This is a genomic window from Paenibacillus sp. AK002, assembly GCF_053903045.1.
The window spans coordinates 4,133,095-4,158,711 of the sequence record NZ_CP096377.1 but is presented as its reverse complement, the minus strand read 5'-3'; the positions used below and the strand labels follow the sequence as shown (position 1 = coordinate 4,158,711).

Sequence of the window (25,617 nt, the reverse complement as noted above, 5' to 3'; positions counted from 1 at the left end):
ACGAAGGAGTTTTCCCCATGAATTTGTTTGAATTGGTTGAGCGGTTGTTTGAACAATATGGTTATCTGGTGTTATTGATTGGGCTCCCTCTTGATTTTATTGCTCTTCCAATTCCTCCAGGAAACACTACCCTGACTTATACCGGGTTCCTGACCTATAAGGGGGTCATCGACATGGTTCCGGCCATGGGATCTGCTTTTATAGGAGCGGCAATGGGACTGACCATTACCTATATCCTCGGCCACCGGTTAGGGATGCCGCTGATTGAACGCTATGGAAAATGGCTGTTCATCAAGCCGTCCCTTGTGGAGAAAACACAGGCGTATTACAGCAAATATGGGAACAAGCTGCTCATTGTCTGTTTTTTCATTCCCGGAGTCAGGCAGTTTATCGGGTATTTCATCGGCATGATTCGGGTTCCCTATCGGACGGTTTGGATCTATGGATACACGGGAGTGGCTGCATGGGTATTGGCCTTCTTCAGCATAGGTTTTATATTCGGGGAGCAGTGGCAGTACATTCTGAATGTGGTGGAGCATTATTTAAAAGTCATCTTTCTCTGTCTGGCAGGTTCGTTTCTCGTTCTGCTGGTATGGAGCCGCGTGAAACGCGAGAGGGCTAAGAAACTGACCAACGTGACAAGGAATGAATAGTTTGGATACATGACCCAGCGAAGGATCATTGGTTTGCTCGGGTTTATATAAGATAGGGACGAGCTGTGACGTGATTTGTGATACGATCTACAATAAGTCAACAGCAGCACATACATAATGTATACGAATGATGAGAGGAGGGAGGGGCTGACATGAGCAAAATCATACCGTTGTTTAGGGTGTTCGACGAAACGAAGGCAAGGGAATTCTACATGCAGTATCTTGGTTTCACCTTGGACTGGGAGCACCGGTTTGACGATTCGGCGCCGCTTTACATGCAAATCTCCAAAGGTTCGTTATTGATCCATTTAACGGAGCATTACGGCGACTGCTCCCCTGGAGCAGCCATTCGCGTGGAGATCGCAGGAATTGAAGCTTTTCACGAACAGCTGTCAGGCCAGAACTATCCGTATCAGAGACCCGGAATCGAGATCGCCCCATGGAACAGCAAAGAGGTACGTGTAACGGATCCGTTCGGCAATCGAATCACTTTCTACGAGGAGATGGAACCCGAGTGATGAAGCTAAACGAGATACGCTGGGAACAAGCAAGGCAGTATATGCTGCAGCGGGCCAGAAACCTAGAACGGGCCTTGTTTCGTTATGAATTCGAGAACGGGTCGTTTACGGATGTGCTGATTGAGCTCTCCAGCTACCAGAACGAGGATGGCGGATTCGGTCATGGTCTTGAGCCCGACCTTCGCTGCAAGGAGTCATCCGCCCTGGCGACGACCAGAGCGCTGGAGATTCTTCGGTTACATCCGAATCATCCCGAGCGGAACGAACGGGTTATTTCCGCGTTACAGTATCTCGAGCATACGTATGTGCCTGAACGCTCAGGCTGGGACATTATCCCCAAAGAAGCGGAGCAGTCACCTAGAGCGATTTGGTGGCAATACGGCGCTTTTAAGGACCATTGGGGCAATCCCAATGCAGACATCATCGCTTATTTTATCGATGAACGGGAGCTGTATCCTCTGGAATCGCTGGATTTCTTGGTTCGTTATGCTCTGGACTACCTGAATCGAACCAGCGATTTAAAAGAAATGCATGAGCTGTTTTGTTACTTGCGCTTGAATGAGCGATTGCCAAAGGAACAGGCATCCGAGATCAGGGAGGCTTTGGAGGCTTTCATGGACAACTGCATTAGCCTGGACCCCGGCAGCCGGGAGGGATACGGGGCAACACCGCTGAGCATAATGGACACGCCGAACTCTCCTTATTTTCCAAAATATCGAGCGCTTCTTCCGGCGGAGCTGGACTTGCTTATAGAGATCCAGGGCGAAGATGGTGCCTGGGAGCCGAATTGGAGCTGGTTCCAATTCGAAGAGGTATGGCCGTCGGCCAAGGAAGAATGGAAGGGCGTTATGACGCTGAATGCGCTTCGGACGCTGCGTAATTTTGACCGGATTGAGGGGATATGATGGCAAGTTCCTGAGGATGAAACAGATATGGCTCGGTTCGCCGTAAAGCGAACCGAGCCATTGTTGTTTGGAGAAGGGAAGATATGCCCGGGAATCAAGATGGATCCCTGTAAGGGGAAGCAAATGAGTAAAGCCTGCTTAAGCCTTCTTCGATCTCTTCCGTCGAAAGGTTTCCATATCCCAGTACGATCCCTGTTGAACTCGGAGGACGCGATGGCGAGATTCTGTAATTAGAGGCAGGCTCGACGCGAAACCCGTATGAGACCGTATCGTTCCATGGGAGGAGAGCGTAAGCTTGAGGACCGAATATCACATGAAGATGCATCCCCGCATCATCGCCGACAATGGAAATATCCTGCCCGAACAAGTGATGGAGCCGCTCCGTTAATACATTGCGGCGTTTCTTGTACACTTTTTTCATCTTATGGATATGCCGTTCCAGATGGCCGTCCAGAATGAATTGGCTTAGCGCTTGTTGAATGACGGCTGGGGTATGTATATTCAGTTTATCTTTCATCTCGGTTATGGAATCGGTTAGATCCGGCGGCGCGATCATGAATCCGATCCGGAGGCTCGGCGTTAAGGTTTTGCTGAATGTTCCCACGTAAATGACTCTCGAAGGCGAGAGCGTCTGCAGAGGAGGCACCGGGATTCCTCGAAGCCGGAATTCGCTGTCATAATCATCTTCGATCACGAAGGAGTCGGCTTCCTCCAGCATCCGGATGACCTGATGTCTGCGCTGGATGGATAATACGCTGCCGGAAGGAAACTGATGTGACGGCGTTAATAATACCAGATGACCTGGAGCGAAACTCGTCACGGCGTCGATGCGCATGCCGCTGTGATCCACCTCAACCGGCACAAGCCGATAGTTCATCATCTGAAAAATATCGCGGGTAATATCGATCGTGGGGTCTTCGATATAGATGGAATGAAACCTGGAAGCTAACGATTTGGCAAGGAGGAGCAGCCCTTCGGAAGCGCCGGACACGATCACGATTTGATCGGATGAGCATTGAATGCCCTTGGACCGGAATACATAGTCGCAAATGGCAGAGCGCAGCATCTTATCACCTTTGATGTGACCGTAATCATGGTTTGCATTAACGGAGTCCTCAGCTGCTTGTTTCAAGTACTTGGCCCAGATGTGCCTTGGAAACATCTTCTGATCGGGAATGCCGGCGGCAAAATCGATCATGTGCGAATGTTCAGTCGATGTATCTTTATGGATCGGCTGCTCGCCGACAGATGGCTCGTTTCGTGGACGGGGAGAGGGGATAATCCCGCCCGCTACATAGGTGCCTGATCCTACGCGCCCTTCCAAATATCCCTCGGCCGTCAGCTGCTCATATACCTCGATGACTACATTGCGCGCAATGCCCCACTCTTTGGCCAGAACCCGGGTCGGAAGCAGCCGTGTTCCCGCTGCCAGCTGTCCCGATTCGATCAGCCTTCGCAGCTGCTGGCATACTTGATGGATTGCGGATCGTTTCGATTCACGGTCGATATAAATGCCGTACACCGTATCCCTCCTTTAATTGGTTCCTCCAAATTCATCATCATTGGATCTCATCACAAACCATTTTCCTAATTATAATGAAGGCGAACCAATTCGAAAAGGGAGGAACTATCATGGATAGAACGTTAGGCAGATCGCAAATCCCTGTAAGCCCGCTTGGCTTAGGCTGCTGGGCAATGGGCGGGAATTTTACATTGGACGGCTTGTCCGACGGATGGGGTGAGGTGGATGAACGTGAATCCGTTGCAGGGATTCATGCCGCCCTGGACAGGGGCGTTAACTTTTTTGATACGGCAGATGTATATGGTACCGGGCATAGCGAACGGGTGCTTGGCCGCGCATTAAAAGGAAAGCGGCACGAAGCCGTGATAGCCACCAAATTCGGATATACCTATGATGAAAGAACGAAGGAAGTTTTTACGCGTTATAATGTTACGCCGGATTATATCCGCTATGCTTGTGAGCGGTCTCTTCAGCGACTCGATACGGATTATATCGATCTCTACCAGATTCATGTAGGCGGATTACGCCCGGATGAGGTGGAAACGGTGATTGATGCCTTAAACGCTCTTCGTCAAGAAGGGCTGATCCGTACATATGGCTGGAGTACCTGGGATACGGCCAATGCCGAGTTATTTGCGGAGCGATCCGAAGCGGCAGCCATTCAGCACGTGCTGAATGTTCTCAGTGACGATAAGGAGATGCTTGCCCTTTGCGAACGTCATGGTTTGGCGAGCATCAATAATACGCCTTTGGCAATGGGGCTGTTAAGCGGGAAATTTAATAAGGACACCCGATTCAGTGATCAAGATGTGCGGGGAAGCGGTCACGATTGGGTCGCCTATTTCAAGGAGGGGAAAGCCGTACCGTCGTTCCTCGCTAAACTTGAAGCGGTGCGGGAGATTTTAACGAGTGAAGACCGTACTTTAGTGCAAGGAGCGTTAGCATGGATTTGGGGAAGAAGCCGCGCGGCGATTCCGATACCGGGTTTTAAAACGAAAAGGCAAGCGGAAGAATTAATAGGAGCCGTTGCTTCTGGACCTTTAACGGCTGGACAGATGAACGAAATCGAAGGAATACTGGGCTCCTTGTAGTCACATTCCAGTTATGTAGCAGGAGAGAAGCCCTTGGCAGATGCCGAGGGCCTTTTCGACGGGAAATAAGCAGCATCCATCAGGAGTGCAGACACTATTATTTTTCGGCGGAGATGCTAAAATCATGACATGGAATGATCTCAAACGTAATGGAAGGGAGAGAGGGAACATGGATTTGAGGTATCCGATAGGACAGTTTGACTGGGGAGGCAGCACGTCGCCAGAGCACAGGAAGGTCTGGATCCAAGAGATTAAGGGAATGCCGGAGAAGCTGAGGGCAGCGGTCCAGGGGTTAAGCCACGAACAACTGGATACGGCTTATCGCGAGGGCGGCTGGACGATCCGCCAGGTTGTTCACCATCTTGCTGACAGTCATATGAACAGCTATATCCGGTTTAAACTTGCGTTGACGGAAGAGAACCCGACGATTAAACCTTATGACGAACAGAAATGGGCTGCCCTGCACGATTCATTGACACAAGACACCGACGCTTCGCTTGCATTGATCGACGGATTACATGCCAGATGGGTCGCATTATTGGAGAATATGAAGGATGGGGACTATCTGAGAACGTTCTACCATCCCGAGAACCAGCGAACAACGAGTTTGGAATACGCCGCAGGCATGTATGCATGGCATGGGAATCACCACATTGCCCACATCACTTCTGCTAGAGAACGATTTGGGTTTTAGTCGAAATCACATCGAACTCCGTCAAACGATGGGGTTCTTTGTGTGCGGTCATGTCGTGATTTCTAACTTGATTGTCGCAATTTTACACTGTGAATCAGGCGGTACGTGTGATAGATTAATGGCATGATGTCTTAATATTAGATACTGAGGTGACTAGAATGATCAGAATCGGAAAAATTAGTTATTGGCATGTGCACGCATGGGATTATACGAAACAAGCGCAGGAGCATCCCGATGCTCAGATCGTAGCGGTATGGGATGAGAATCCGGAGCGGGGAAGAGAAGCCGCCGAGAAGCAAGGGGTACGTTTTCATGAATCGCTGGATGACATGCTGCAAAGCGACGATATTGATGCCGTGATCGTGGATGCTCCGACATCCATGCACAGAGAAGTCATGTTGAAGGCCGCAGCGGCAGGCAAACATATTTTCACGGAAAAAGTAATTGCTGCAACCCTTCAAGAGGTCAATGATATCATGAAAGCCGTGAAGGAGAATCAGGTCAAATTCACGGTATCGCTGCCGCGGCTGAATGACGGTTATACGCTGGCGATCCGTGAGGTATTGGAGCAGGGATTGCTGGGAACCGTGACGCTCGTTCGCGTTCGCTTGTCCCACAATGGCGCAACCGCCGGTTGGCTGCCTGAGCATTTCTACAGCCTGGAGGAGTGCCGCGGGGGTGCCCTGATCGATCTGGGCTGCCATCCGATGTATTTGACGCGCCTGTTCCTTGGCGAGGAAGCCATTGACGTCCAAGCGAATTTCGGATACATAACGGGCAAAGAGGTGGAAGACAACGCCGTTGCCACGCTCTCTACGGCAGCGGGTGCCGTCGGCGTCGTGGAAGCCGGATTTGTTAACAACTTCTCTCCGTTCACGATCGAGATTCATGGCACGGATGGAACCATCCTGTACGGTACGCCGGATAGCAAGCTTCTGATTCGTTCAACGAAAAAAGAAGAGTACAAGGATGCTTGGGTTGAGCTGCCGGTGCCGGCGAACCGCGCAAGTGCTTTTGAACAATGGATTTCTCATATTCAAGAAGATACCGTTGCCGAAGAAAATATCGCATATGCGGTTGAATTGACCAAATTGATGGAGGCAGCCAATCGTTCGGCCAAGGAGCATCGTGCTGTAAGATTGGATGAACTTCAAGCATAAGATACAGGGATGATGCACCGGGATGAATAACCATTTTCCATACGAAATGATGAAAGAGCGGCAGGATGCCTTGGAGCGGCTTGATCTTAGGGTCTATTGGGGACGTTACGAGATCCGGGTCCTTCGGTTTCATCTCACCACCTTCCCGCCCGGGAAGATTGTCTCCTTCCATAAGCATGCGGAGTATGAATTTCATTTCATACCCCGCGGCAAGGGGACCGTTATTATGGAGGATGAGCCGTATGCACTGCGGGAAGGGATGTTCTATTTAACGGGTCCGAACGTGCTTCATTATCAGGAAGCGGATACAGCGGAACCGATGGACGAATTATGCCTGCACGTCGACATCATTGCCCGCGATGAGATTTCCGAGCATGAGAGCCCGGCACTGCCTGTTTCGGATCCTTGGGAAATGGCGGAAGCCGATGACTGCATGGAGAAGCTGAGAGAATTGCCGAGGAAGCCGACGATGGACATCCATCGCGCGATGCCTTATTTTCTTGAGGCTTATCAGGCTTCGCAGGAGAAATATTCGGGTCTGTACACAACGATTAAGCAATGCCTTATTCAGATCTTGCTGCGCGCTGTGCGCGCATATGAATCCGAGCCATCGGAAGCGGAGCTGCCTTCGCGCGATATGAAGGCTTACCGTTATCAATTGGCGCTGGAATATATCCATGCGAATTCTTCGGGAGAGGTTGTGCTGGATGACGTCGCAGAGAAGCTGCATATCAGCTCAAGGCAGCTGCAGCGAATATTCAAGGAGCAAGCGGAAGGTCAGTCCTTCAGCGAGATCCTGGAGCATGTCCGCCTGGAAGCCGTGTGCAGGAAGCTGATCGATACCAATTGGTCGATTGACAAAATCGCCATTCATGAAGGCTTCTCCAGCGGCAGTTATCTGCATACCGTTTTCCGAAAGAGATACGGATATACGCCAACAACATACCGAGCCATGAATGTGAAATTGTAGGGGGAGTATCAGCCATGGGCAAAACCATTCGAATTGGAATTATTGGAAGCGGCGGCATTGCGGGGGAGCATGCAAAGTACTATAAACAAATTGACGATGTGCAAATTGTTGCCGTAGCTGATATTTTACCCGGCAGAGCCGATCAGTTTATTGAGCGCTGGGGATTGCAGGGAGCCATCGGATTCGATGACCACCGCAGATTGTTGGATCTTGACCTGGACGGCGTAAGCATCTGTACGCCGAACGTCGCTCATTACCGAACGACGATCGATGCGCTGTCGGCGGGCAAACACGTGATGCTCGAAAAACCGATGTCGGTCACTTTGGATGAAGCGATCGAGATGGTGCAAATTTCGAAGAAGACCGGGAATATGCTGAATGTAGGCTTTCAGCCGCGATATGACCCGAACATGGGCATCATTAAGAATTTGATCCAGAACGGCGAGCTTGGAAAAGTGTACTATGTGGAAACCGGGGGCGGCCGCCGACGGGGAATGCCAGGCGGCACGTTTGTTCGCCAGGAGATTGCAGGGGCAGGCGCTATGGCGGACATCGGATGCTATTCCCTGGACATGGCGCTGAACGCTCTCGGATATCCCAAGCCATTAACGGTATCCGCTTATACGTCGAATTATTTCGGGACGAATCCCAAATACCATGCGGAAGCCGGAGCGTTCAACGTAGAGGATTTCGGGGTAGCCATCATTCGGTTCGAAGGCGACCTTGTGCTTAACTTTAAAACATCCTGGGCAATGCATATGGATACGCTCGGGGCAACGATGTTCCTCGGGACGGATGCGGGCATGAAGATTACGCCTGCAGGCTCAGGACCTTGGAGCGGTGTATGGGACGGGAAGGTAGGATCGATTTCCTTGTTCCACGATATCCAAGGCCATCATACCGAAAGCGCAATTCCGCTGATCAGCCACGAGCTGAATGTATTCCAGGAGAAAATCAAGGATTTCGTTAGCGCTGTGCGCGAAGGCAAGCCCGCTCCGATTCCGGGTGAGCAGGTGCTTCGCAATCAAGCGATACTGGACGGCATTCTGCGATCCTCCCAAAGCAAAAAAGAAGTGGAAATCCATATTCCGGATATGGATTAAGATGATGAAAGCCGTGCAAACAGCGCGGCTTTTTAGTTGCAATTTTAATTATTTAATTCGTGAATATAGTATTGCAAATGCTTCCATTTTTTAGATGGATATGATAGTATGAATGCGAACAATTGTTCTTCGAGAGAGATGAATTGGTATCCATACATAACATATCCGGTATGAAGGATGGTGCAGACCTGATGGCTGATCGATATGCTGAAATCGATGAAGTAATCGCTTATATTCACAAGAATATTTACGAGCCTCTCCCGTTATCAACGCTTGCGGATTACATAGGGTACAGTCCATATCACTTCTCGCGTATATTCAAGGATCGAATCGGGCTGCCTCCGTTATATTATGTTTCATCGCTTCGTCTGGAGAAGGCAAAGGACTTGCTGTTACATACGCATCTAAGCATACGGGATATCGCCATGGAGATCGGCCAGCAGAGTCTGGGGACGTTTACGACGCGCTTCACGGAGAGGGTGGGGGTGACCCCTTCGCAATTCCGGAACTCGAAGGAGGAGGCCGACGAGCATCTGTTAGCCCTGCAGAAGCTGAACAGCTGGCGCGAGTCCATGCCGGTAGATAATCCCGATTTGATGGTTGAAGGCACCATCGAGGCCGCGGCTCCCTTTCAGGGCGTAATCTTGATCGGGCTGTTTGCCAAGCCGATCCCCGAAGGGTTTCCCCTATACGGTACTTTGCTTTCATCCGTCGGCTCCTTTCGTTTCACCGACGTCAGACCCGGCACTTATTATTTGATGGCTACTTCGGTCCCATGGGGCATGCAGGCGGTCGATTTCCTGCTTCCTCAGTCCACTACGCTGCGTACCCGTTCCAAGGAGCCCGTTATCGTAAAGCCGTACGCCAGGACGCCGCATCTTCATGTTACGCTCCATGTTCCCCGACTGGATGATCCGCCCATTCTGATTTCCCTGCCGATATTAATGAATCATTTCCTTAAGAGGGTTGCTCCCATGCTGAGATGAGTCATGATGGAGAGAAGCGGTTTGGTTCGTATATTGGATACGCTTTTGGCATTAAGGGCTTCCAAACACTACGGCAGCTCTTCATTGCATTTCGTTGACATTTGAGTTCTGATTCATGATACTTGAAAGAGGGCGAACGGCTTCGATTGTAAGTTTGTATGAACGAAAGATTTGAGGTGGCATCTGTGATTGTTGTAAGCTCATGTTTAGCCGGTATGAAAGTTCGCTATAACGCGACTGACAGCATGGATACGAATATTCAGCTGCTTGTTGAAGCGAAGAAAGCCGTAACCGTGTGTCCCGAACTGCTGGGTGGATTCACTATCCCTCGAGAACCTGCGGAGATCGTTGGAGGGAACGGGGATGATGTACTGGCGGGAAATGCCAGAGTGGTGGAGCTATCTGGCAGAGACGTGACCGAGATGTATATCCAAGGTGCATACGAGGCTCTTCGAATGGCACAAGAGCTTGGAGCCTTGCTGATCGTCCTGAAAGAGGGAAGTCCTTCCTGCGGAAGTGCCATGATTTATAACGGAGAATTTGACAATGTGAAACAGGCCGGTTATGGCGTGACTACGGCTCTTCTGCGCCGGGAAGGCTATACGGTTATATCTGAGCACGAGCTAAGCGTTTATGCGGCACAGCCGGAATACGCAACTCTCTTTGCCGAGAGATAATTTTGTTCATCGGTTTTGAGGGTTTTCGTCCTGCTCAATAATTATGATAGAATTATCATATCGACGCTTATGGCGTAGTGATTCTTTATATTGGAGGGAAATATGGAACTCATAAATCAAACTGAAGTACAGCAAATGATCGATAAATTGAAGGATCAGGATTTATATATCCATCTTGAGATGACGACCGGCGCCTATGCTGCCCACTATGACAGCTCCAAACACCCGGCGGCTAATTTTATTACGAACGCAACCATTCGTTACAGTCATGGTTCCATATCCGGCAACGGACCTTACCGGGTCGGATTGAAGATGGGCCAAGGCTGGGTATATACGGAAGGACTCACCCACTTCGAACAGACGGACACCGAGCGGCTCATCATGGCGGGTCATGACAGTCAGGGGAAACTGGTTGTCGCTTTGCAGCTGAGCCGGGAGCCTTTTTAATAGAGAGAGGAGACGAGGATCGATGGAGCAAAACATACTGGTCGTATTGCCGCATCCGGATGACGAGGCTTTTGGTTTGTCCGGCACGCTGGCTAAATATATCATTGAAGGCGCACATGTAACCTACGCCTGTTTAACGCTGGGAGAGATGGGGCGAAATATGGGAATTCCTCCCTTCGCGAATCGCATTACGCTTCCAACGATACGCAAAGCGGAGCTGGAAGAATCCTGCAAAGCCATTGGCATACAGGATCTGAGACTGCTTGGTTTCCATGATAAAACGATTGAGTTCGAGGATCAGGACAAACTGGACGGCGTGATTGCTTCTCTGCTTCAGGAGATCAAGCCATCGCTGGTGTTCACGTTCTACCCTGGATACAGCGTACACCCCGATCATGATGCAACAGGCGCGGCCGTCATTCGAACGATTGGTCGTATGCCTGCCGAAGAAAGACCCGTGGTCCAATGTCTGGCTTTCTCCAACAACTGTGAACAGGAACTGGGTAAACCGGATGTCTACCAAGACGTATCCATGTTTATGGTGCAAAAGCTGAACTCCATCCAAGCTCATCGTTCTCAATTCCAAGCAGCCGAGCTGCTAGGCAAGAAACAGATGAAGGCCAAGGAAGTGGAGCAGCGCTTCGGAACGGAGCGTTTCTGGACCTATACCTTTGCATAAAGTTCCATCAATCGGTTGGATCCATAAAAAGAGCCGCAGATGCTAAGTCTGCTGCTCTTTTTTTTCTAGGTTTAGTCGAATGAGTTAGGCCGGCTTAGGTTTCTCTTCATTTGCATATAGGAAGCAGAATGAACCAAGGACCAATGCTAAGGACTGCTGATGGATAAAGGATAGAGTGTGCCCTTCATGCAGAAGGAGGTTCTCCCGGTCTCTTCCGATACAACGAGAATCAAGGCATCACTGATCTCGGATAGGCCTATGGCTGCACGGTGGCGGGTTCCGAGCTTGCGATCCCCGTAGGTTTTGGCGGTTAAAGGCAGCACGTTCGCAGCCGAAATAATCATATCTTTGCGCACGAGCACAGCTCCATCGTGGAGCGGACTGCCCGGAACGAATATGGATTCAAGCAGGGGGCTCGTGATTTCTGCCGACAAGGGAATGCCGGGCGTTATTAAGGAATCCAGGCCGTCCTCCCGTTGAATAACAATTAACGCACCCAGATTTTTTTGGCTGAGATGGTATATGGATTTCGCGATTTCTTGATATTTGCTGGTGAAGGGGAAGAGAAAACAATTGAGATAATACGTTGATGAAATCGATTCGGCTTCCATGAACTTGGTCCGTATCGAATCCAGCTCGCCCAGCAGGCAGGAGCCTTCTTGATCCAAATTGACGATAACCTGCTGCAGATGGCCCGTGATATCCGAAAGCTGTTCCTTTAATTTACGTTTGAGTGGCGTAAAATTGCAGTCTTGATTGTGCATCCGATGTCTTCCTCCTTATCATTGGTATCATTACCATTCGGAGATGGCGATATTCCCAACATTCGGCTTGCTTCTATCCAGCAAACATCGGAATAACCGATTTATCAGGAAAACTGATAAATGCTATAAGAACATTGTAATTGACCGGTCCCCTAAGCTGTGATAGGTTCAGAGGAGCAATAAAATTAATTGTATCGCAATAGTAGGAATTAATAATGTGCGCTTTTGAGAGGTGGATATTGTTGGAACTTCAAGTAACGAACAGTCCTTTTAATCAGGAACAAGTGGAATTGCTGAATCGCTTACTGCCTACACTGACGGAATCCCAGCGGACGTGGCTGAGCGGCTTTATCGCTGCTTTGCAGGGAACGGCAGCCGCCGCGGCAGTTGCTGCTTCACCGCAAGCGAGTGCGGCGGCCATATCGGCACCGGTCGTGTCAGCTCCTAAAGAAGTCACCGTCCTATATGGGTCTCAGACGGGCAACGGTCATGGATTATCGAAAAAGTTATCGAAGAAGCTTGAAGAAGTCGGATTGCAGGTCACCATGTCCTCGATGAGCGATTTCAAGCCGAACAACCTGAAGAAATTACAGAATCTCCTCATTATTGTAAGTACGCACGGAGAGGGCGAACCGCCGGATAACGCGATTCCATTCTATGAGTTCCTGCATAGCAAGCGGGCACCTCAGGTGGAGAATCTTCAATATTCCGTACTGGCGCTGGGGGATACCTCGTATGAATTTTTCTGCCAAACGGGTAAAGATTTCGACAAGCGCCTCGAGGAACTGGGCGGCAAACGGCTGACGCCAAGAGTAGACTGCGACGTGGATTTTGATGAATTGGCCGCGGAATGGATGAATCAGGTCCTCCTATCGTTGAATGAGGCCGGAGCGGGATCGTCCGTTGTTGAACATGTAAGCGCGGTAGCCCTGACCGACAGTACGGAATCGGAATATTCAAGAAGTAATCCGTATCAAGCCGAGATCCTCGAAAATCTAAATTTGAACGGAAGAGGGTCTGACCGGGAAACCCGTCATATCGAAATATCGCTTGAAGGATCGAATCTGCAGTATGAGCCTGGCGACAGTTTAGGCATTTATCCGGAAAATCATCCGCAGCTGGTAGATGATCTCATCGCTGTCATGGGATGGAATGCAGACGAAGCGGTCGTTGTAAACAAAAGTGGCGAAGCGCGGACGCTGCGGGATGCCTTGCTCCGTCATTATGAAATCACGGTTCTCACGAAACCTCTTATTGAACAGGCGGCTAAGCTGCCCGGGAGCGAAGGACTTCAGAAACTGCTGGAGCCTGGACATGAGCAGGAACTTCGTGCCTATATCGAGGAACGGGATTTGCTGGATCTGGTACAGGATTATGGGCTGCAGCAAGTGGCGGCAAGCGATTTTGTATCCATTCTGCGCAAGATTCCGGCTCGTCTGTACTCGATCGCAAGCAGCTCCAAAGCGTTTCCGGATGAAGTCCATGTCACCGTTCGGACGGTCCGCTATGAAGCACACGGCCGCAACCGCTACGGGGTGTGCTCGGTACAATTGGCAGAACGACTGGAAGCTGGCGATTCATTGCCGGTATACATTCAGCATAACCCGAACTTTAAGCTCCCCGAGAATCCGGACACCCCGATTATTATGATTGGACCCGGCACGGGCGTGGCCCCTTTTCGGGCTTTCCTTGGGGAACGGGAAGAGACGGGCGCAGAAGGGAAATCGTGGCTGTTCTACGGCGATCAGCATTTCACGACGGACTTCCTCTACCAGATCGAGTGGCAGCGCTGGTTGAAGGATGGGGTGTTGACTCGCATGGATGTTGCCTTCTCACGGGATACAGACAAGAAAGTGTACGTACAGCACCGGATGCTGGAGAACAGCAAGGAGCTGTACCAGTGGCTACAAGAAGGGGCTTGCGTATATGTCTGCGGCGATGAGAAGAAGATGGCTCATGACGTACATTCCGCGCTCGGGTCCATTCTTGAACAAGAAGGCGGGATGAGTCCGGAAGAAGCTGCGGAATATCTGACGCTCATGCAGCAACAGAAACGTTATCAGCGGGATGTGTATTGAGGTCATCCCTGTGGTTTTCGAGAGGAGAAAAGGAACATGTCTGATAATAACCTGGTATCACCGAATAGTGCGCCGCATAGTGACGTCGAGGATATCAAGCGTCGAAGCAATTATCTGCGGGGCAGTCTTGTAGAAACATTAGAGGATCGCATTACGGCATCGATTCCCGAAGACGATAACCGCCTGATGAAATTCCACGGCAGCTATATGCAGGACGACCGGGACTTGCGAAACGAACGGCATAAGCAAAAGCTGGAGCCCGCTTATCAGTTCATGCTGCGCGTGCGCGCAGCGGGTGGTGTCGTGACGCCGGAGCAATGGCTGATGATGGACCGCGTAGCCCAGAAGTATGCAAACGGCACGATTCGATTGACAACGCGTCAATCCTTCCAGCTTCACGGTGTATTGAAGTGGAATATGAAGAGCACCATTAAAGAAGTCAATGAAGCCATGCTTAGCACGTTGGCCGCTTGCGGTGACGTTAACCGTAATGTCATGTGCAATCCGAACCCCGATCAATCCGAGATTCATTCGGAGGTATACGAGTGGGCACGTATGCTAAGCAGTCATCTCGATCCGCGTTCGCGTGCGTATCATGAGATTTGGCTGGACGGCGAGAAGATCGTAGACAGCCTGCAGAATGGGGAGGAACAGGAGCCGATCTATGGCCCGGTGTATCTGCCGCGGAAATTCAAGATTGGGATGGCCGTGCCGCCTTCCAACGATGTCGATGTTTATTCCCAGGACCTCGGCTTCATAGCGATCGTTGAGGACGGCAAATTAAAAGGCTTTAACGTCTCGGTAGGCGGCGGCATGGGAATGTCGCACGGTGATCCGCTAACTTATCCTCAAGTGGGGAAAGTCATTGGATTCTGCAAACCCGAGCAGATCGTGGACTTGGCCGAGAAAACGGTGACGATTCAGCGTGATTACGGAGACCGCGCAGTGCGCAAGCATGCTCGATTCAAATATACGATTGATGACCGAGGAATCGATTGGTTCCTTAGCGAACTGACCAGCCGTCTGGGATGGAAGCTGGAGGAGGCAAAGCCGTTCCATTTCGAACATAACGGCGATCGTTACGGCTGGGTAAAAGGCAGCAACGGCAAATGGCATTTCACGCTGTTCATCCAGAACGGTCGCGTGAAAGACGAGGCCGATTACCTGCTGATGACGGGTCTTCGCGAAATCGCCCAAATCCATAATGGCGATTTTCGATTGACGGCCAATCAGAATCTGATCATTGCCAATATCAGCAGCCACAAAAAGAAGAAGATTGAAGAACTCATCAAGCGTTACGGGCTGACGGACGGCCATCATTATACTGCGCTGCGCAGAAATTCCATGGCATGCGTAGCCTTGCCGACTTGTGGATTGGCCATGGCCGAATCCGAGCGATATTTGCCGACGCTATTGGATAAAATCGATCCGATCCTGGAAGAGAACGGACTGAGCGAAGAGGACATCGTCATCCGAATGACAGGATGCCCGAACGGCTGTGCCAGACCGATGCTGGCCGAAATCGCGTTTATCGGTAAGGCACCGGGCAAATACAATATGTACCTGGGCGGCGGATTCTCCGGACACCGGCTGAACAAGCTTTATAAAGAGAACATCGGGGAGGCTGAGATTCTGGACTCCCTTCGCCAGATCATGAAGCAGTATGCACAAGAACGCGAGATCGGCGAGCGCTTGGGCGATTATGTCATTCGCGCCGGTTACGTGAAGGAAGTATTGGACGGTCAACAATTTCACGCGTAATTCTACTCAGTTAGTAACAAACCGGAGCTCTCTTAATGAAAAGCTCCGGTTTGTTACGTTTATTTCACCTCTTTGTCCGTCTCGCCCATATTTCAAACCAAAGAGCCGCCTCTTGAAATGAGAGGCGGCTCTTTTTGTGCTCATTGCTCCAATACGCCGGCGGTGCTCGTTTTCTTTTTAAATAATGGGATCAGTAACGCCGATCCTGTGAGGAGCAAGAGAGCACTGACCGCATAGACGAAGAACAGGGACAGCTGGTCTTTGAGCAATCCCCCCAGCGACATGCCCACCACCATCATGCCCATAAAGATCGGGGTAAGGGCGCCGCCCACCCGACCAATATATGGCCCCTCCGCATTGTTTAGGATCAGGGTGTTGATTCCAATGTGGATGGCGGGGTAAAAGAATCCGTTGAGCACCAGAAGCAGCAACGTAAACATGATGTTTGTTGACCAGCCGATACCGAGATTACCAACAGCACTAACGGTCAGACCGAGAACCAGTAAGGTTTGAGGGGTTATTTTCTTGGCAAATGCCATGACGAAGCCTCCTCCGATCAGCATCGCCGCCCCATTGACCGTTAACAGCCATTGCAAGAATGACTTATCCTGCCCGAGGTTCTCAATCGTCACAAATATCGCGAGCGGCTGAATAAGTCCCGATGCCAAGCCAGCGGCGGCGAAGGTCGCACCTAGTGTTCGGAGCGTTTGATTACTCCATACATAACGAAGGCCTTCAATAAGTTCTTGCTGGAGATTCTGGCGCTTGGATTGTGTCTCTTCCAGCATATCGCGAGGCAGTAAAGTCAGAATCAAGCCAGAACCCAGAAATAGGGCGCCTGTGGCGATCAGCGATATTTCAATGCCGTATTTCTGGTATACAAATGCGCCTGCGATCGGACCGATGACCGTAAAGAAAGCAACCATGGATTGAAACATGGCCATTACGGACTGCAGCTGTTCAGCGGGCACATGCTGTTTGAACAGCTTCATCGCCGAGGGCTGGGAAAATTGTGACACGGTGGCAGAGAAAAACGTGAGTACCAGCAATGCCTGATACGACCCGTTATGAACGGCGATCAGCACGAGAAATGCCGATAACGCCGACAAAATATCCGAACGGACCATGGTACGTTTAGGACGCCAGCGGTCCGCGAAAGTACCGCCGATGAAGGCAAACAGGAAAATAGGGGCAAATTCGGCTACGGATATGAGAGATACGTACACAGGATTATTGCCTGTCATGTCCGTAACGTATAACAGAATGGCGAAGTTGCGGACCCAAATGCCGAGGTTCAAGAGTACGCGTGAGAACACAACGGTTCGGACATACGGGTTGTTAAGCATCATGAAAGACTCTCCTTTCGTGACCTGCATTGTGCAGGCCGGACATCGTAAAAACAAGCGAATGCGCATTTCGTTGGTTATTACATAGACATAATAATATTTCGTCTATAAATAATCAACATATATTTTGTGTTGTCTATAAATCGCTCGCCAAAAAGGCACTTCCCGCATTGGATCATGCGCTTGAAGTGCCTTCGAACCTGATGATTATTACGGGTATGTGTCTATTTTCCGGATCTACGCTCTTAACCTTGTTCAAGGGACTTAATAGAGATATAATGGACAGGGGTATTTATTGAATACCGGCTTCAGATTCAATGATGAAAGAGAGTCGAAACGTATGGGCCGTAAATGGAATAATATTAAGGAAAAGAAAGCATCCAAGGATGCTAATACAAGTCGCGTATACGCGAAATTCGGTGTGGAAATTTATGTTGCCGCCAAAAAAGGCGAGCCGGATCCTGAATCCAACCGTGCGCTGAAGGTTGTTCTAGAGCGTGCCAAAACATATAATGTGCCGAAAGCGATTATTGACCGCGCCCTGGATAAAGCCAAGGGCAGCGGGGACGAGAACTATGAAGAGCTTCGTTATGAAGGCTTCGGTCCGAACGGATCGATGATCATCGTCGATGCATTGACAAACAACGTCAATCGGACGGCGCCTGCCGTGCGCTCTGCCTTTAACAAGAACGGGGGCAATATGGGCGTCAGCGGTTCGGTGTCCTATATGTTTGATCCAACCGCCGTCATCGGAGTGGAAGGAAAGACGGCAGAGGAAGTCATGGATCTGCTGCTCGAAGCCGACCTGGATGTCCGCGATATCTTGGAAGAGGAAGAAGCCGTGATTGTCTACGCTGAACCGGATCAGTTCCATGCGGTTCAGGAAGCATTCAAAGCTGCTGGCATAACGGACTTTACCGTTGCCGAGCTGACGATGCTGGCACAGAATTTTGTGTCCCTGCCGGAAGAAGGACAGGCGCAGTTCGAGAAGCTGATCGATGCACTGGAAGACCTTGAGGATGTTCAGCAAGTTTACCACAACGTCGAGTTTGAGGAATAGTCGATAGGGATCGATATCCTATTAAAAAACCATCGTATTCAGGAGTCCTGTGTACGATGGTTTTTTGCTGCATAGCTTATTTAGTTTGGATCAACCCTTATTGGCCGGATTGAACAATGATGACTTCGGCTGAGGTGATGGCTGGAATCGACTTGGTCATGATAGGCGAGTGGTAGGCCACGACCTTCGTACCCGGTTTCAGTTCCGATTCCGTGCTGAGCCCTGCAATCACTTGCGTGTCTTCGGTAACGTTAAGAATGACGTCATTCTCCGTTGATTGGTCGGACCCTACATTGATATACAGCTGGTCTTTGGTCGTGCGGTCGGATGCTGCAACGGTGCCTTCGATTTTGGGAGCGGTCGTTTCCGAAACCACGATCTTATCAGCGTGAGTCCGGGCAGGATAAATCAGGGTCATCACTTGGCTGTAATAGGCCTCGATGCGGAGATCTGCTTTCAATGCTTCAGCCGTCAGCGGTTTACCCTTCGCATCGACGATTTCCGTGTTCTCATCTATGGTAAGGATCACGTAATTGACGCCGCCCGACTCCAGTGCCTGACCCATGAGGGTGATTTTGTTATCTGCCGTGTCGGTAATGATTCCGTTCGTGCCGGCAGGTTCTTCTTGTACAGGCTCTTCTGCTTGAGCTTGAACCCGAATGTAGTCCGTTGACGATTGAGGCGGCATGCTTAACGCCACATAAGGTCCGTAGAAAGCGCGAATGCTCATGCCGGCTTCCAGGTCACCCGCATTGAGCGTGCTTCCGTCTGCATTGATGATTTTCGCTTTTGGATCCAGATGAAGCAGAATCGTCTCTTCACCGTCGTTATACAGATTGGTACCCTCCACCAGAATGCCTTGCTTGGTCACCTCAGCGATGGTTCCATCAATTCCTGCAAAGTCTTTATCCTGAACGATGATCGTAAGCGCTGAGCCTTGAGCAGGCAGACTCTTGGTGATATTCGGGCCGTAGAAGGCTTTAATTGCTTTGTTCTTGTCCACAATCGTTTGGAGTTGGACTTTGTTTCCTTTGGCATCGATGATTTTAGTATCCTTGGATATGGAGAGCCTGATTTCTTGTTGATCGGTGGCACCGAGACCGCGGCCGGTGACCGTAATCCATTTGCCCGTTTTATCGTTTACGTATTCCGTTATGTAACCCATGCTTCCAGGAACGCTTTTCTTTGCCTGGTTCACGATGCTGCCTTGCCCCGTATGGACTGAAGCAGGAGGGACGTCCTGTGCATTAGCGGCTGCCGGCAGTGCTGCCATCGCCAGAAGTGTAGCGGTAGTTAGTACCTTGTAAATTTTGTTCATGATAGGTATCCTCCAAGTGTAGATTATCCTAAAGGCTAGGATACAGCCAAGCCATGCGAGAATTGGTAAAATGTACTTGCTGCACCTCTATAGACGGGAGATCTGTAGAAATGTTGCAGCACGGGCGAAAAAACGTGCTGAAGGATTCCGTTGTTTATCTAGTAAACGGGGGCTGCGGCGTGAATCGTTCAAGAATCGAGGGATGGATCCATGAATCTTCATGCACTCCGCATATTTAATGATGTGTCCAAAACGGGAAGCATCACGAAATCGGCCGGCAATCTAATGTTAAGCCAACCGGCCGTTACCGCCCAAATCCGCAATCTGGAGCGGGAACTCGGCTTGAAATTGATTGAGGCGAATGGGCGCAATATTCAATTGACGGAAGCCGGTGAAGCGTTGGCCGCGCATTCCCGGCGGTTATTCGCGATGGAAGCCGAGATGGAAGACATGATGCAGGCCATAAAATCTGGCCGGGAGGGAAATTTGCGGATATGTGCGACGGAGCTGCCGGAGACCGCCTTGCTTCCCGGTTGGCTGGTTGGATATAAACAACAGAATCCACGCGTGAATGTGGAGCTGCTGAAAGGGAATTCCAACACAGCCCTGCAACGATTACGGGATCATTCGGTTCATATCTCGATCGTTTGCGGCAGTTGGTCCATAGAAGACGAGGTCATTGAGTCCTTTACGATTATGGAGGACGAATTGATTTTTGCCGTACCCGCAATTCATCGCCTAGCCGGCAGAGAAGTTACTCGATTCGAGCTTATGGAGGAGTCTTTTGTGCTGAGAGAGGAAGGGAGTTACACACGAAAACAGTTCATGTCTCTGATTGAGGCCTCAGGCATCCGGGGACCTCGTTCCTCCATCACGATCGAGGGATTGAAGGAAACCATTGAGGCGGTTAAAGCGGGTTACGGGGCTGCCCTGGTCCCGGCTCTATCCATCAAGACAGAGCTGGCTTCCGGCGAACTTAGCAAGGTAAAGGTAACAGGCGTAACGATCCCGCATCCCATACGGGTGTGTACCAAAAAGCTAGAAGCGATGCCCGCACACATCCGTTCTTTTATTTCCTATATCCAGGCGGATATCCGTGAAAGACACTACGATATCCGTGGATGATGAACGGCTCGCGCCTGATTCATCCATTTTTTTTATGAAACGAAGGGTAATCGGTATTATTCCTTTTTTATCATATGAGGTACACTCGGTTAAGCGGATGCTAGATCAGATGAGAAGGAGCGAGGTACATGCGGTCATACCTTTTTGAACATTTGGAATTTGTGCGTGCACAAACTTTGAATATTGTAAGGGATATCCCGGACGATATGGCGGAATGGATTCCGAGCGGAATGAATAATCACGTGAAGTGGAATGCAGGACATATTTATTTGACGCTGGAACGGTTTGCGTTCGGCGTGAATGGCGAGACTATGCACCTCCCCGAGCATTATACCGAGCTGTTCCGGACGGGCTCCAGACCAAGGGAGATCAACGCTTCATGGCCTTCCATGAGCGAACTTATCGAACGGCTTGAAGGTCAAGTCCAGCGGATCGAACAGAGGTACACAACACATCTGCAAGATACCGTCTTGTCTCCCTACACGACATCCAAAGGTTTAAAGTTATCCAGGATAGAAGAATTCTTAAGCTTCTGCTTATATCACGAAGGCATGCATTTTGATAAAATCAAATCGATATTAAGCCAAAATATCCAGTAATTTTACAATTAGTGAAGGAATTTCATACATAAAGTCGAATAAAGTATAAACAGCCTGCAGCAAGAAAGAAGGTGACCCGGCGTTATCAGGAAAGACAAAGAAAAGGATAAACGGCGAATCGCATTTGTCCCTGTATTGAAGTGTGAGCAAAGAGGACACGGAAATACAACTTGAAGAGGAGTCGGGCAAATGTATATCGTTACCGAAAGATTAGTGATTCGCGAGTTTGTACCAGGAGATTGGCAGGATGTTCTTCAATATACATCCGATCCCTTGGTGATGTTTTACATGACGGAGCCGGTGCATACGGAAGAGACGGTAAAGGAATTTCTGGAGCAGAACAAGGGCGGGCAACCGCATCATTATGCCGTCATGCTGCAGAAGGAACAACGCGTGATCGGACACATGGTGTTTCATCCTTGCTTCGGCGAACATACTTACGAGATCGGCTGGGTCTTTCATTCGGCCTACCACGGTATGGGGTATGCTACGGAAGCAGCCAGAGCCTTGCTTCAGCATGGCTTCGAAGCATTGGGAGTACACCGGATCATCGCGACATGCCAGCCAGAGAACACCCCTTCGTATAAGGTGATGGAGAAGCTTGGCATGAGGAGAGAAGGCTGCTTTAGGCAGTGTATCCCTCGAGGCGAGGTTTGGTGGGATGAGTATTACTATGCTATGCTAGAGTCTGAATGGCGTACAATTTCATAGAACTGTTGTTATAATATGCTGTGCCCAATGTATCTCTTTATAACAATGAGATGCATTGGGCATTTGGTTTTAAATCTGTGAATAAGGGAAGTTGATAAGCAATGACTGAACAGGATGCACTTAATCGAAAGTTACTGACGGAGGGCGATTATGTAACGGATGAACCGATCGACCTGACCAATTGCGAAAAAGAACCTATTCACATTCCAGGATATATTCAGCCCCATGGCGTACTGCTTGCCATTAATCCTATCGACGATTTCAGGATCGCGCAGTGCAGCCGAAATACGGAGCAGCTGCTCGGGATCAGCGTCGAGTCCCTGTTGGGACAGAGCCTTGAGGAGCTTATCGGAAAAACGCAATTTGAGCTTATGATTCGCCGAGATCTTCAAGCAATAGCGACACCGGACTTACAATATATCAATCTTACGATTTCGGTTGCCAATGAGCCGATTGAATTTATCGGAATTCTTCACGAAAGCGAAGGGCTTATTCTGCTGGAACTGGAGCCGGTTTCGGAAGATACCGTGCCCTTTACGGATGATTTTGAATGGATCCAGACGTTTTTCAGTCGGATGAAACGAACCGAGAATCGGGTTGAAGCAAGTCAAGTGGCTTGCGAGCTCGTGAAGGACATTCTGGGTTACGACCGTGTGATGCTGTATGAATTCGATGATCAATGGAACGGAAAAGTGATTGCCGAAGCCAAAGAGCAAGGGCTGGAATCCTTCCTGGGCCATCATTATCCGGCATCGGATATTCCTCGGCAAGCTCGTGAACTGTATTTGAGAAATTGGCTGCGTACGATTGTTGACGTGGGTTATACGCCGGTCGAGATTATCCCCACCGTGCAGCCTTTGACCGGAAAGCCGCTGAACCTCAGTTTATCCGTACTGCGCAGCGTGTCGCCGCTTCATATTGAGTACCTTCATAATATGGGGGTCGGCGCGACCACCACGATCTCCCTTATCCATGACAACCAGTTATGGGGATTAATCACCTGCCATCACTACAGCCGAAAATACGTATCTCACCGCACCCGCAACTTGTGCAATTTTCTGGGATCCTTTTTCTCCAACGAACTGTATCAACGTCAGCAGCTCGACGATTACCAAACCGAGCTCAGGCTTCGAATTTTATCCGCCCGTTTTACCGAAATCTTCATCGGCAACACCGATGTCTATCAGGTGCTTGAGCAGCTTGAGACCGAAGAGCAGGGCCTGCTGGATTTAATGAGCGCTACCGGTGCCGCCGTCTATTACCAGGACAATTTGATGCTGTACGGCACGACGCCCACCTCGAAGCAAGTCATGGAGCTGGCCGGCTGGTTATCCGCCCAAGCAGAGGATTATACGTACCACAGCTCGAAACTCAGCGCAGAGTATGAGCCTGCCAAAGCATTCAAGGATGTGGCTTCCGGCGTATTGTATCTCGCCCTGTCGCCAGGTCAACAAAACTATGTCATGTGGTTTCGGCCGGAGGTTGTTGAAATCGTGGATTGGGCTGGCGATCCGGCCAAAGCCGTTATACAAGAAGAGGATAAGATACGTTTATCCCCTCGAAAATCGTTCGAAAAATGGAGGCAGGTGGTGGAGGGCACTTCATACTCATGGAAGGCTCAGGAATTAAGCGTTCTCCCCCAATTGAAATCGATTGTCCGCAAGCAAACCGATTTTCAATTAAGGCAAGCCAAAGAACAGGCCATTCAGAATGCACGCATATTCAGGGAGAACGAGGAGCGGTATTTGCAGCTTATGGGCCACTCCCCCGTAGCCTTCTTGTCACTGACAACGACGGGAACCATCGTGTATTGCAATTCGCGGGCCGAGACGCTGTTCGGCGCAACGAGGCCCGAGGAACTGCTCCAGGTTGAAATATACACTTTAGCTAGCGATGATTCCCGCATGGGTCTTAAAGAGCAGATCAAACGGATGGATCAGAATCAAGCCCAACTCGTTTCCGGCAGCGGCTGGTTCGAAACGCTGGATGGAAAGGGAATCGAACTTGAATATATGCTGGCAGCCATCCATCAGGGACGCAAATCATCCATTATGGTCATTTTGAGAGAGGGCACACCGGATGGAGGCCCCGATCGCGTATATTCCGATGTATTGAACCAGCTTCAGAGCTACGTGACAACTGATCCGTTGACCGAACTGCCCAATCCGGCAACATTCGAAAAAGAACTGGCGACGGATTGGAAGGAATGCATTCAGAATCAGGTTTCTCTGGCCTTGTTGATGGTCGATATCGATGATTTCCGGGTGTATAACACGCTTCATGGTTTATACGGCGGGGATTTATGTTTGCAATGGATTGCCGACGCACTGAAAATCATAGGTGAATACTATGGAGCCGCCGTTTCGCGTTACGGCGGCGGAACCTTTATATTGAAGATCAAAGATACCGATCCCGACCGAACCTATGAATTGGCTGAGAAGATACGTCAAGGCGTCCTGGCGCTCAGCATCCCCAAAGACCGCACGGAGGAAGACGGGTTTATGACGGTAAGCGTAGGAGCGGCTTGCCTAACGCCTACCTCCATGCTGAGTCTTACCCATTTGACCGACGAAACGGAGAAAGCCATGCATATTGCCAAGAGCAAGGGGAAGAACAGAGTCACGCTATATGGATATGAAACGGATTGATGTCCGTTGGAACCAAGAGGAAGTTGGAATAATCAAAAGCCTGCAGCTCCATAATGGAGCCGCAGGCTTCTTTGCTGTATTATATTCCTGTACATATGATGCTAAAATGAAGGCTGGAGTTGAACGAGTGGAAGTTGGAGGTGTTACATGACCCGATTGATGCAGCCGCGGAAAGCAGGAAGTAGAAGAAAGCGCGTATTGTTGAGAGTTGTGCTGGGACTGATAGCCATCATGCTGGTTTATTCCGTTAATGTGGGATACACGATTTGGAAATATGCAGGGCGAACGGTGAATATTCCCTCCGATGCAGCGATCGTGCTGGGTGCCGCAGTATGGGAGGGGAAACCTTCGCCTGTGTTTCAGGGGCGCATCGATCATGCGTTATGGCTGTATGATCAACAATACGTAGATAAGCTCATTTTTACAGGAGGACGCGGATCGGAAGATGAAGTGGCCGAATCGGAAGCTGCCAAACAATATGCCATCAAACACGGCGTTCCCAAGAGGGACATCTTGGTAGAGACGACTTCGGCGATCACCGAGCAAAATCTGTATTATGCCGACAAGATAGGTGATGCGGCAGGGCTCTCCTCGTATCTCATCGTGAGCGATCCGCTGCACATGAAGCGGGCGATGGTGATGGCTGAAGATATGGGTCTCGAAGCCAATCCTTCACCCGCGTCACGGAGCGCTTACCAAAGCGTAAGAAGCAAGCTCCCCTTTTTATGCAGAGAAGTCTTTTATTATATCGGTTATCATCTGACTAGACCCTTTCGATAAAAGATCCGATCATGCGCAGTTT

Annotated in this window: 24 protein-coding genes; 20 read left to right on the top strand and 4 right to left on the bottom strand. The window is 50.0% G+C overall.

Annotated elements, in window-relative coordinates:
* Positions 1-17: 17 nt before the first annotated feature.
* The 3 genes from M1D70_RS18225 to M1D70_RS18215 all read left to right on the top strand — a co-directional run bounded on the left by M1D70_RS18225 (position 18) and on the right by M1D70_RS18215 (position 2,076).
* Positions 18-653 (top strand): DedA family protein, encoded by a 636-nt coding sequence (locus M1D70_RS18225; RefSeq protein ID WP_009595599.1) that lies wholly within the window; start codon positions 18-20, stop codon positions 651-653.
* A 152-nt stretch (positions 654-805) separates the two neighbouring features.
* Positions 806-1,171, top strand: coding sequence for a glyoxalase superfamily protein (locus M1D70_RS18220; RefSeq protein WP_009595619.1), 366 nt, complete (start codon positions 806-808; stop codon positions 1,169-1,171).
* Positions 1,171-2,076: a hypothetical protein gene (locus M1D70_RS18215; RefSeq protein ID WP_456290462.1), complete on the top strand. Its 906-nt coding sequence runs from the start codon at positions 1,171-1,173 to the stop codon at positions 2,074-2,076. Before M1D70_RS18220 ends, M1D70_RS18215 begins: the two co-directional genes overlap by 1 nt.
* 94 nt (positions 2,077-2,170) lie before the next feature.
* Here M1D70_RS18215 and pdxR read toward each other — a convergent pair whose 3' ends face one another.
* On the bottom strand, positions 2,171-3,598 hold the full coding sequence (gene pdxR / locus M1D70_RS18210; protein WP_456287572.1) for a MocR-like pyridoxine biosynthesis transcription factor PdxR: 1,428 nt from the start codon (positions 3,596-3,598) through the stop codon (positions 2,171-2,173).
* 110 nt (positions 3,599-3,708) lie between these two features.
* Here pdxR and M1D70_RS18205 point away from each other — a divergent pair, with 110 nt between their 5' ends.
* From M1D70_RS18205 to bshB2, 9 genes are all read left to right on the top strand, one after another.
* Positions 3,709-4,689, top strand: a complete 981-nt coding sequence (locus tag M1D70_RS18205; protein ID WP_456287571.1) for an aldo/keto reductase — start codon at positions 3,709-3,711, stop codon at positions 4,687-4,689.
* Between the two features lie 169 nt (positions 4,690-4,858).
* Entirely contained in the window at positions 4,859-5,383 is a 525-nt protein-coding gene (locus M1D70_RS18200; RefSeq protein WP_036674077.1) for a YfiT family bacillithiol transferase, read from the top strand.
* Positions 5,384-5,541: 158 nt separating this feature from the next.
* Positions 5,542-6,543, top strand: coding sequence for a Gfo/Idh/MocA family protein (locus tag M1D70_RS18195; RefSeq protein ID WP_090908562.1), 1,002 nt, complete (start codon positions 5,542-5,544; stop codon positions 6,541-6,543).
* 22 nt (positions 6,544-6,565) lie between these two features.
* Positions 6,566-7,513, top strand: a complete 948-nt coding sequence (locus tag M1D70_RS18190; protein WP_456287570.1) for an AraC family transcriptional regulator — start codon at positions 6,566-6,568, stop codon at positions 7,511-7,513.
* 14 nt (positions 7,514-7,527) lie between these two features.
* Positions 7,528-8,616, top strand: a complete 1,089-nt coding sequence (locus M1D70_RS18185; RefSeq protein ID WP_009595639.1) for a Gfo/Idh/MocA family protein — start codon at positions 7,528-7,530, stop codon at positions 8,614-8,616.
* A 191-nt stretch (positions 8,617-8,807) separates the two neighbouring features.
* Entirely contained in the window at positions 8,808-9,602 is a 795-nt protein-coding gene (locus M1D70_RS18180) for a helix-turn-helix transcriptional regulator (RefSeq protein WP_009595615.1), read from the top strand.
* A 185-nt stretch (positions 9,603-9,787) separates the two neighbouring features.
* Positions 9,788-10,279: a DUF523 domain-containing protein gene (locus M1D70_RS18175; protein WP_456290461.1), complete on the top strand. Its 492-nt coding sequence runs from the start codon at positions 9,788-9,790 to the stop codon at positions 10,277-10,279.
* 102 nt (positions 10,280-10,381) lie between these two features.
* Entirely contained in the window at positions 10,382-10,726 is a 345-nt protein-coding gene (locus M1D70_RS18170) for a YojF family protein (RefSeq protein ID WP_015735930.1), read from the top strand.
* A 22-nt stretch (positions 10,727-10,748) separates the two neighbouring features.
* On the top strand, positions 10,749-11,405 hold the full coding sequence (gene bshB2, locus M1D70_RS18165; RefSeq protein ID WP_009596037.1) for a bacillithiol biosynthesis deacetylase BshB2: 657 nt from the start codon (positions 10,749-10,751) through the stop codon (positions 11,403-11,405).
* A gap of 146 nt (positions 11,406-11,551) precedes the next feature.
* Here bshB2 and cdaS read toward each other — a convergent pair whose 3' ends face one another.
* Entirely contained in the window at positions 11,552-12,169 is a 618-nt protein-coding gene (gene cdaS, locus M1D70_RS18160; RefSeq protein WP_009596047.1) for a sporulation-specific diadenylate cyclase CdaS, read from the bottom strand.
* Positions 12,170-12,411: 242 nt separating this feature from the next.
* On the opposite strand from cdaS, the gene M1D70_RS18155 reads away from it, so the two are divergent.
* Both M1D70_RS18155 and cysI read left to right on the top strand, forming a co-directional pair.
* A complete protein-coding gene (locus tag M1D70_RS18155) occupies positions 12,412-14,247 on the top strand; it encodes an assimilatory sulfite reductase (NADPH) flavoprotein subunit (protein ID WP_456287569.1) in 1,836 nt (611 codons plus the stop codon).
* 36 nt (positions 14,248-14,283) lie between these two features.
* Positions 14,284-16,008, top strand: coding sequence for an assimilatory sulfite reductase (NADPH) hemoprotein subunit (gene cysI, locus M1D70_RS18150; RefSeq protein WP_456287568.1), 1,725 nt, complete (start codon positions 14,284-14,286; stop codon positions 16,006-16,008).
* 140 nt (positions 16,009-16,148) lie between these two features.
* On the opposite strand, the gene M1D70_RS18145 is transcribed toward cysI, so the two are convergent.
* Positions 16,149-17,354: an MFS transporter gene (locus tag M1D70_RS18145; protein WP_456290460.1), complete on the bottom strand. Its 1,206-nt coding sequence runs from the start codon at positions 17,352-17,354 to the stop codon at positions 16,149-16,151.
* Positions 17,355-17,694: 340 nt separating this feature from the next.
* Between M1D70_RS18145 and M1D70_RS18140 the strand changes: the two genes are divergently transcribed.
* On the top strand, positions 17,695-18,414 hold the full coding sequence (locus tag M1D70_RS18140) for a YebC/PmpR family DNA-binding transcriptional regulator (protein ID WP_009596040.1): 720 nt from the start codon (positions 17,695-17,697) through the stop codon (positions 18,412-18,414).
* A 97-nt stretch (positions 18,415-18,511) separates the two neighbouring features.
* Here M1D70_RS18140 and M1D70_RS18135 read toward each other — a convergent pair whose 3' ends face one another.
* Positions 18,512-19,732 (bottom strand): peptidase, encoded by a 1,221-nt coding sequence (locus tag M1D70_RS18135; protein WP_456287567.1) that lies wholly within the window; start codon positions 19,730-19,732, stop codon positions 18,512-18,514.
* Positions 19,733-19,942: 210 nt separating this feature from the next.
* Here M1D70_RS18135 and M1D70_RS18130 point away from each other — a divergent pair, with 210 nt between their 5' ends.
* The 5 genes from M1D70_RS18130 to M1D70_RS18110 all read left to right on the top strand — a co-directional run bounded on the left by M1D70_RS18130 (position 19,943) and on the right by M1D70_RS18110 (position 25,595).
* Entirely contained in the window at positions 19,943-20,857 is a 915-nt protein-coding gene (locus M1D70_RS18130) for a LysR family transcriptional regulator (protein WP_456287566.1), read from the top strand.
* A gap of 176 nt (positions 20,858-21,033) precedes the next feature.
* On the top strand, positions 21,034-21,456 hold the full coding sequence (locus tag M1D70_RS18125) for a DinB family protein (protein WP_456287565.1): 423 nt from the start codon (positions 21,034-21,036) through the stop codon (positions 21,454-21,456).
* Between the two features lie 189 nt (positions 21,457-21,645).
* The gene (locus M1D70_RS18120; RefSeq protein WP_456287564.1) at positions 21,646-22,167 is read left to right on the top strand and encodes a GNAT family N-acetyltransferase; all 522 of its coding nucleotides are present in this window, start codon (positions 21,646-21,648) and stop codon (positions 22,165-22,167) included.
* Between the two features lie 101 nt (positions 22,168-22,268).
* On the top strand, positions 22,269-24,815 hold the full coding sequence (locus M1D70_RS18115; protein WP_456287563.1) for a diguanylate cyclase domain-containing protein: 2,547 nt from the start codon (positions 22,269-22,271) through the stop codon (positions 24,813-24,815).
* Between the two features lie 147 nt (positions 24,816-24,962).
* Positions 24,963-25,595, top strand: a complete 633-nt coding sequence (locus tag M1D70_RS18110) for a YdcF family protein (RefSeq protein WP_456287562.1) — start codon at positions 24,963-24,965, stop codon at positions 25,593-25,595.
* Positions 25,596-25,617: the final 22 nt, after the last annotated feature.

What these genes read in the sequence shown, in the direction of transcription:
- M1D70_RS18225 (WP_009595599.1), top strand. Translation starts at nt 18, where the DNA reads ATGAATTTGTTTGAATTGGTTGAGCGGTTGTTTGAACAATATGGTTAT.
- M1D70_RS18220 (WP_009595619.1), top strand. Translation starts at nt 806, where the DNA reads ATGAGCAAAATCATACCGTTGTTTAGGGTGTTCGACGAAACGAAGGCA.
- M1D70_RS18215 (WP_456290462.1), top strand. Translation starts at nt 1,171, where the DNA reads ATGAAGCTAAACGAGATACGCTGGGAACAAGCAAGGCAGTATATGCTG.
- M1D70_RS18205 (WP_456287571.1), top strand. Translation starts at nt 3,709, where the DNA reads ATGGATAGAACGTTAGGCAGATCGCAAATCCCTGTAAGCCCGCTTGGC.
- M1D70_RS18200 (WP_036674077.1), top strand. Translation starts at nt 4,859, where the DNA reads ATGGATTTGAGGTATCCGATAGGACAGTTTGACTGGGGAGGCAGCACG.
- M1D70_RS18195 (WP_090908562.1), top strand. Translation starts at nt 5,542, where the DNA reads ATGATCAGAATCGGAAAAATTAGTTATTGGCATGTGCACGCATGGGAT.
- M1D70_RS18190 (WP_456287570.1), top strand. Translation starts at nt 6,566, where the DNA reads ATGAATAACCATTTTCCATACGAAATGATGAAAGAGCGGCAGGATGCC.
- M1D70_RS18185 (WP_009595639.1), top strand. Translation starts at nt 7,528, where the DNA reads ATGGGCAAAACCATTCGAATTGGAATTATTGGAAGCGGCGGCATTGCG.
- M1D70_RS18180 (WP_009595615.1), top strand. Translation starts at nt 8,808, where the DNA reads ATGGCTGATCGATATGCTGAAATCGATGAAGTAATCGCTTATATTCAC.
- M1D70_RS18170 (WP_015735930.1), top strand. Translation starts at nt 10,382, where the DNA reads ATGGAACTCATAAATCAAACTGAAGTACAGCAAATGATCGATAAATTG.
- bshB2 (WP_009596037.1), top strand. Translation starts at nt 10,749, where the DNA reads ATGGAGCAAAACATACTGGTCGTATTGCCGCATCCGGATGACGAGGCT.
- cdaS (WP_009596047.1), bottom strand. Translation starts at nt 12,169, where the DNA reads ATGCACAATCAAGACTGCAATTTTACGCCACTCAAACGTAAATTAAAG.
- cysI (WP_456287568.1), top strand. Translation starts at nt 14,284, where the DNA reads ATGTCTGATAATAACCTGGTATCACCGAATAGTGCGCCGCATAGTGAC.
- M1D70_RS18145 (WP_456290460.1), bottom strand. Translation starts at nt 17,354, where the DNA reads ATGCTTAACAACCCGTATGTCCGAACCGTTGTGTTCTCACGCGTACTC.
- M1D70_RS18140 (WP_009596040.1), top strand. Translation starts at nt 17,695, where the DNA reads ATGGGCCGTAAATGGAATAATATTAAGGAAAAGAAAGCATCCAAGGAT.
- M1D70_RS18135 (WP_456287567.1), bottom strand. Translation starts at nt 19,732, where the DNA reads ATGAACAAAATTTACAAGGTACTAACTACCGCTACACTTCTGGCGATG.
- M1D70_RS18130 (WP_456287566.1), top strand. Translation starts at nt 19,943, where the DNA reads ATGAATCTTCATGCACTCCGCATATTTAATGATGTGTCCAAAACGGGA.
- M1D70_RS18120 (WP_456287564.1), top strand. Translation starts at nt 21,646, where the DNA reads ATGTATATCGTTACCGAAAGATTAGTGATTCGCGAGTTTGTACCAGGA.
- M1D70_RS18115 (WP_456287563.1), top strand. Translation starts at nt 22,269, where the DNA reads ATGACTGAACAGGATGCACTTAATCGAAAGTTACTGACGGAGGGCGAT.
- M1D70_RS18110 (WP_456287562.1), top strand. Translation starts at nt 24,963, where the DNA reads ATGACCCGATTGATGCAGCCGCGGAAAGCAGGAAGTAGAAGAAAGCGC.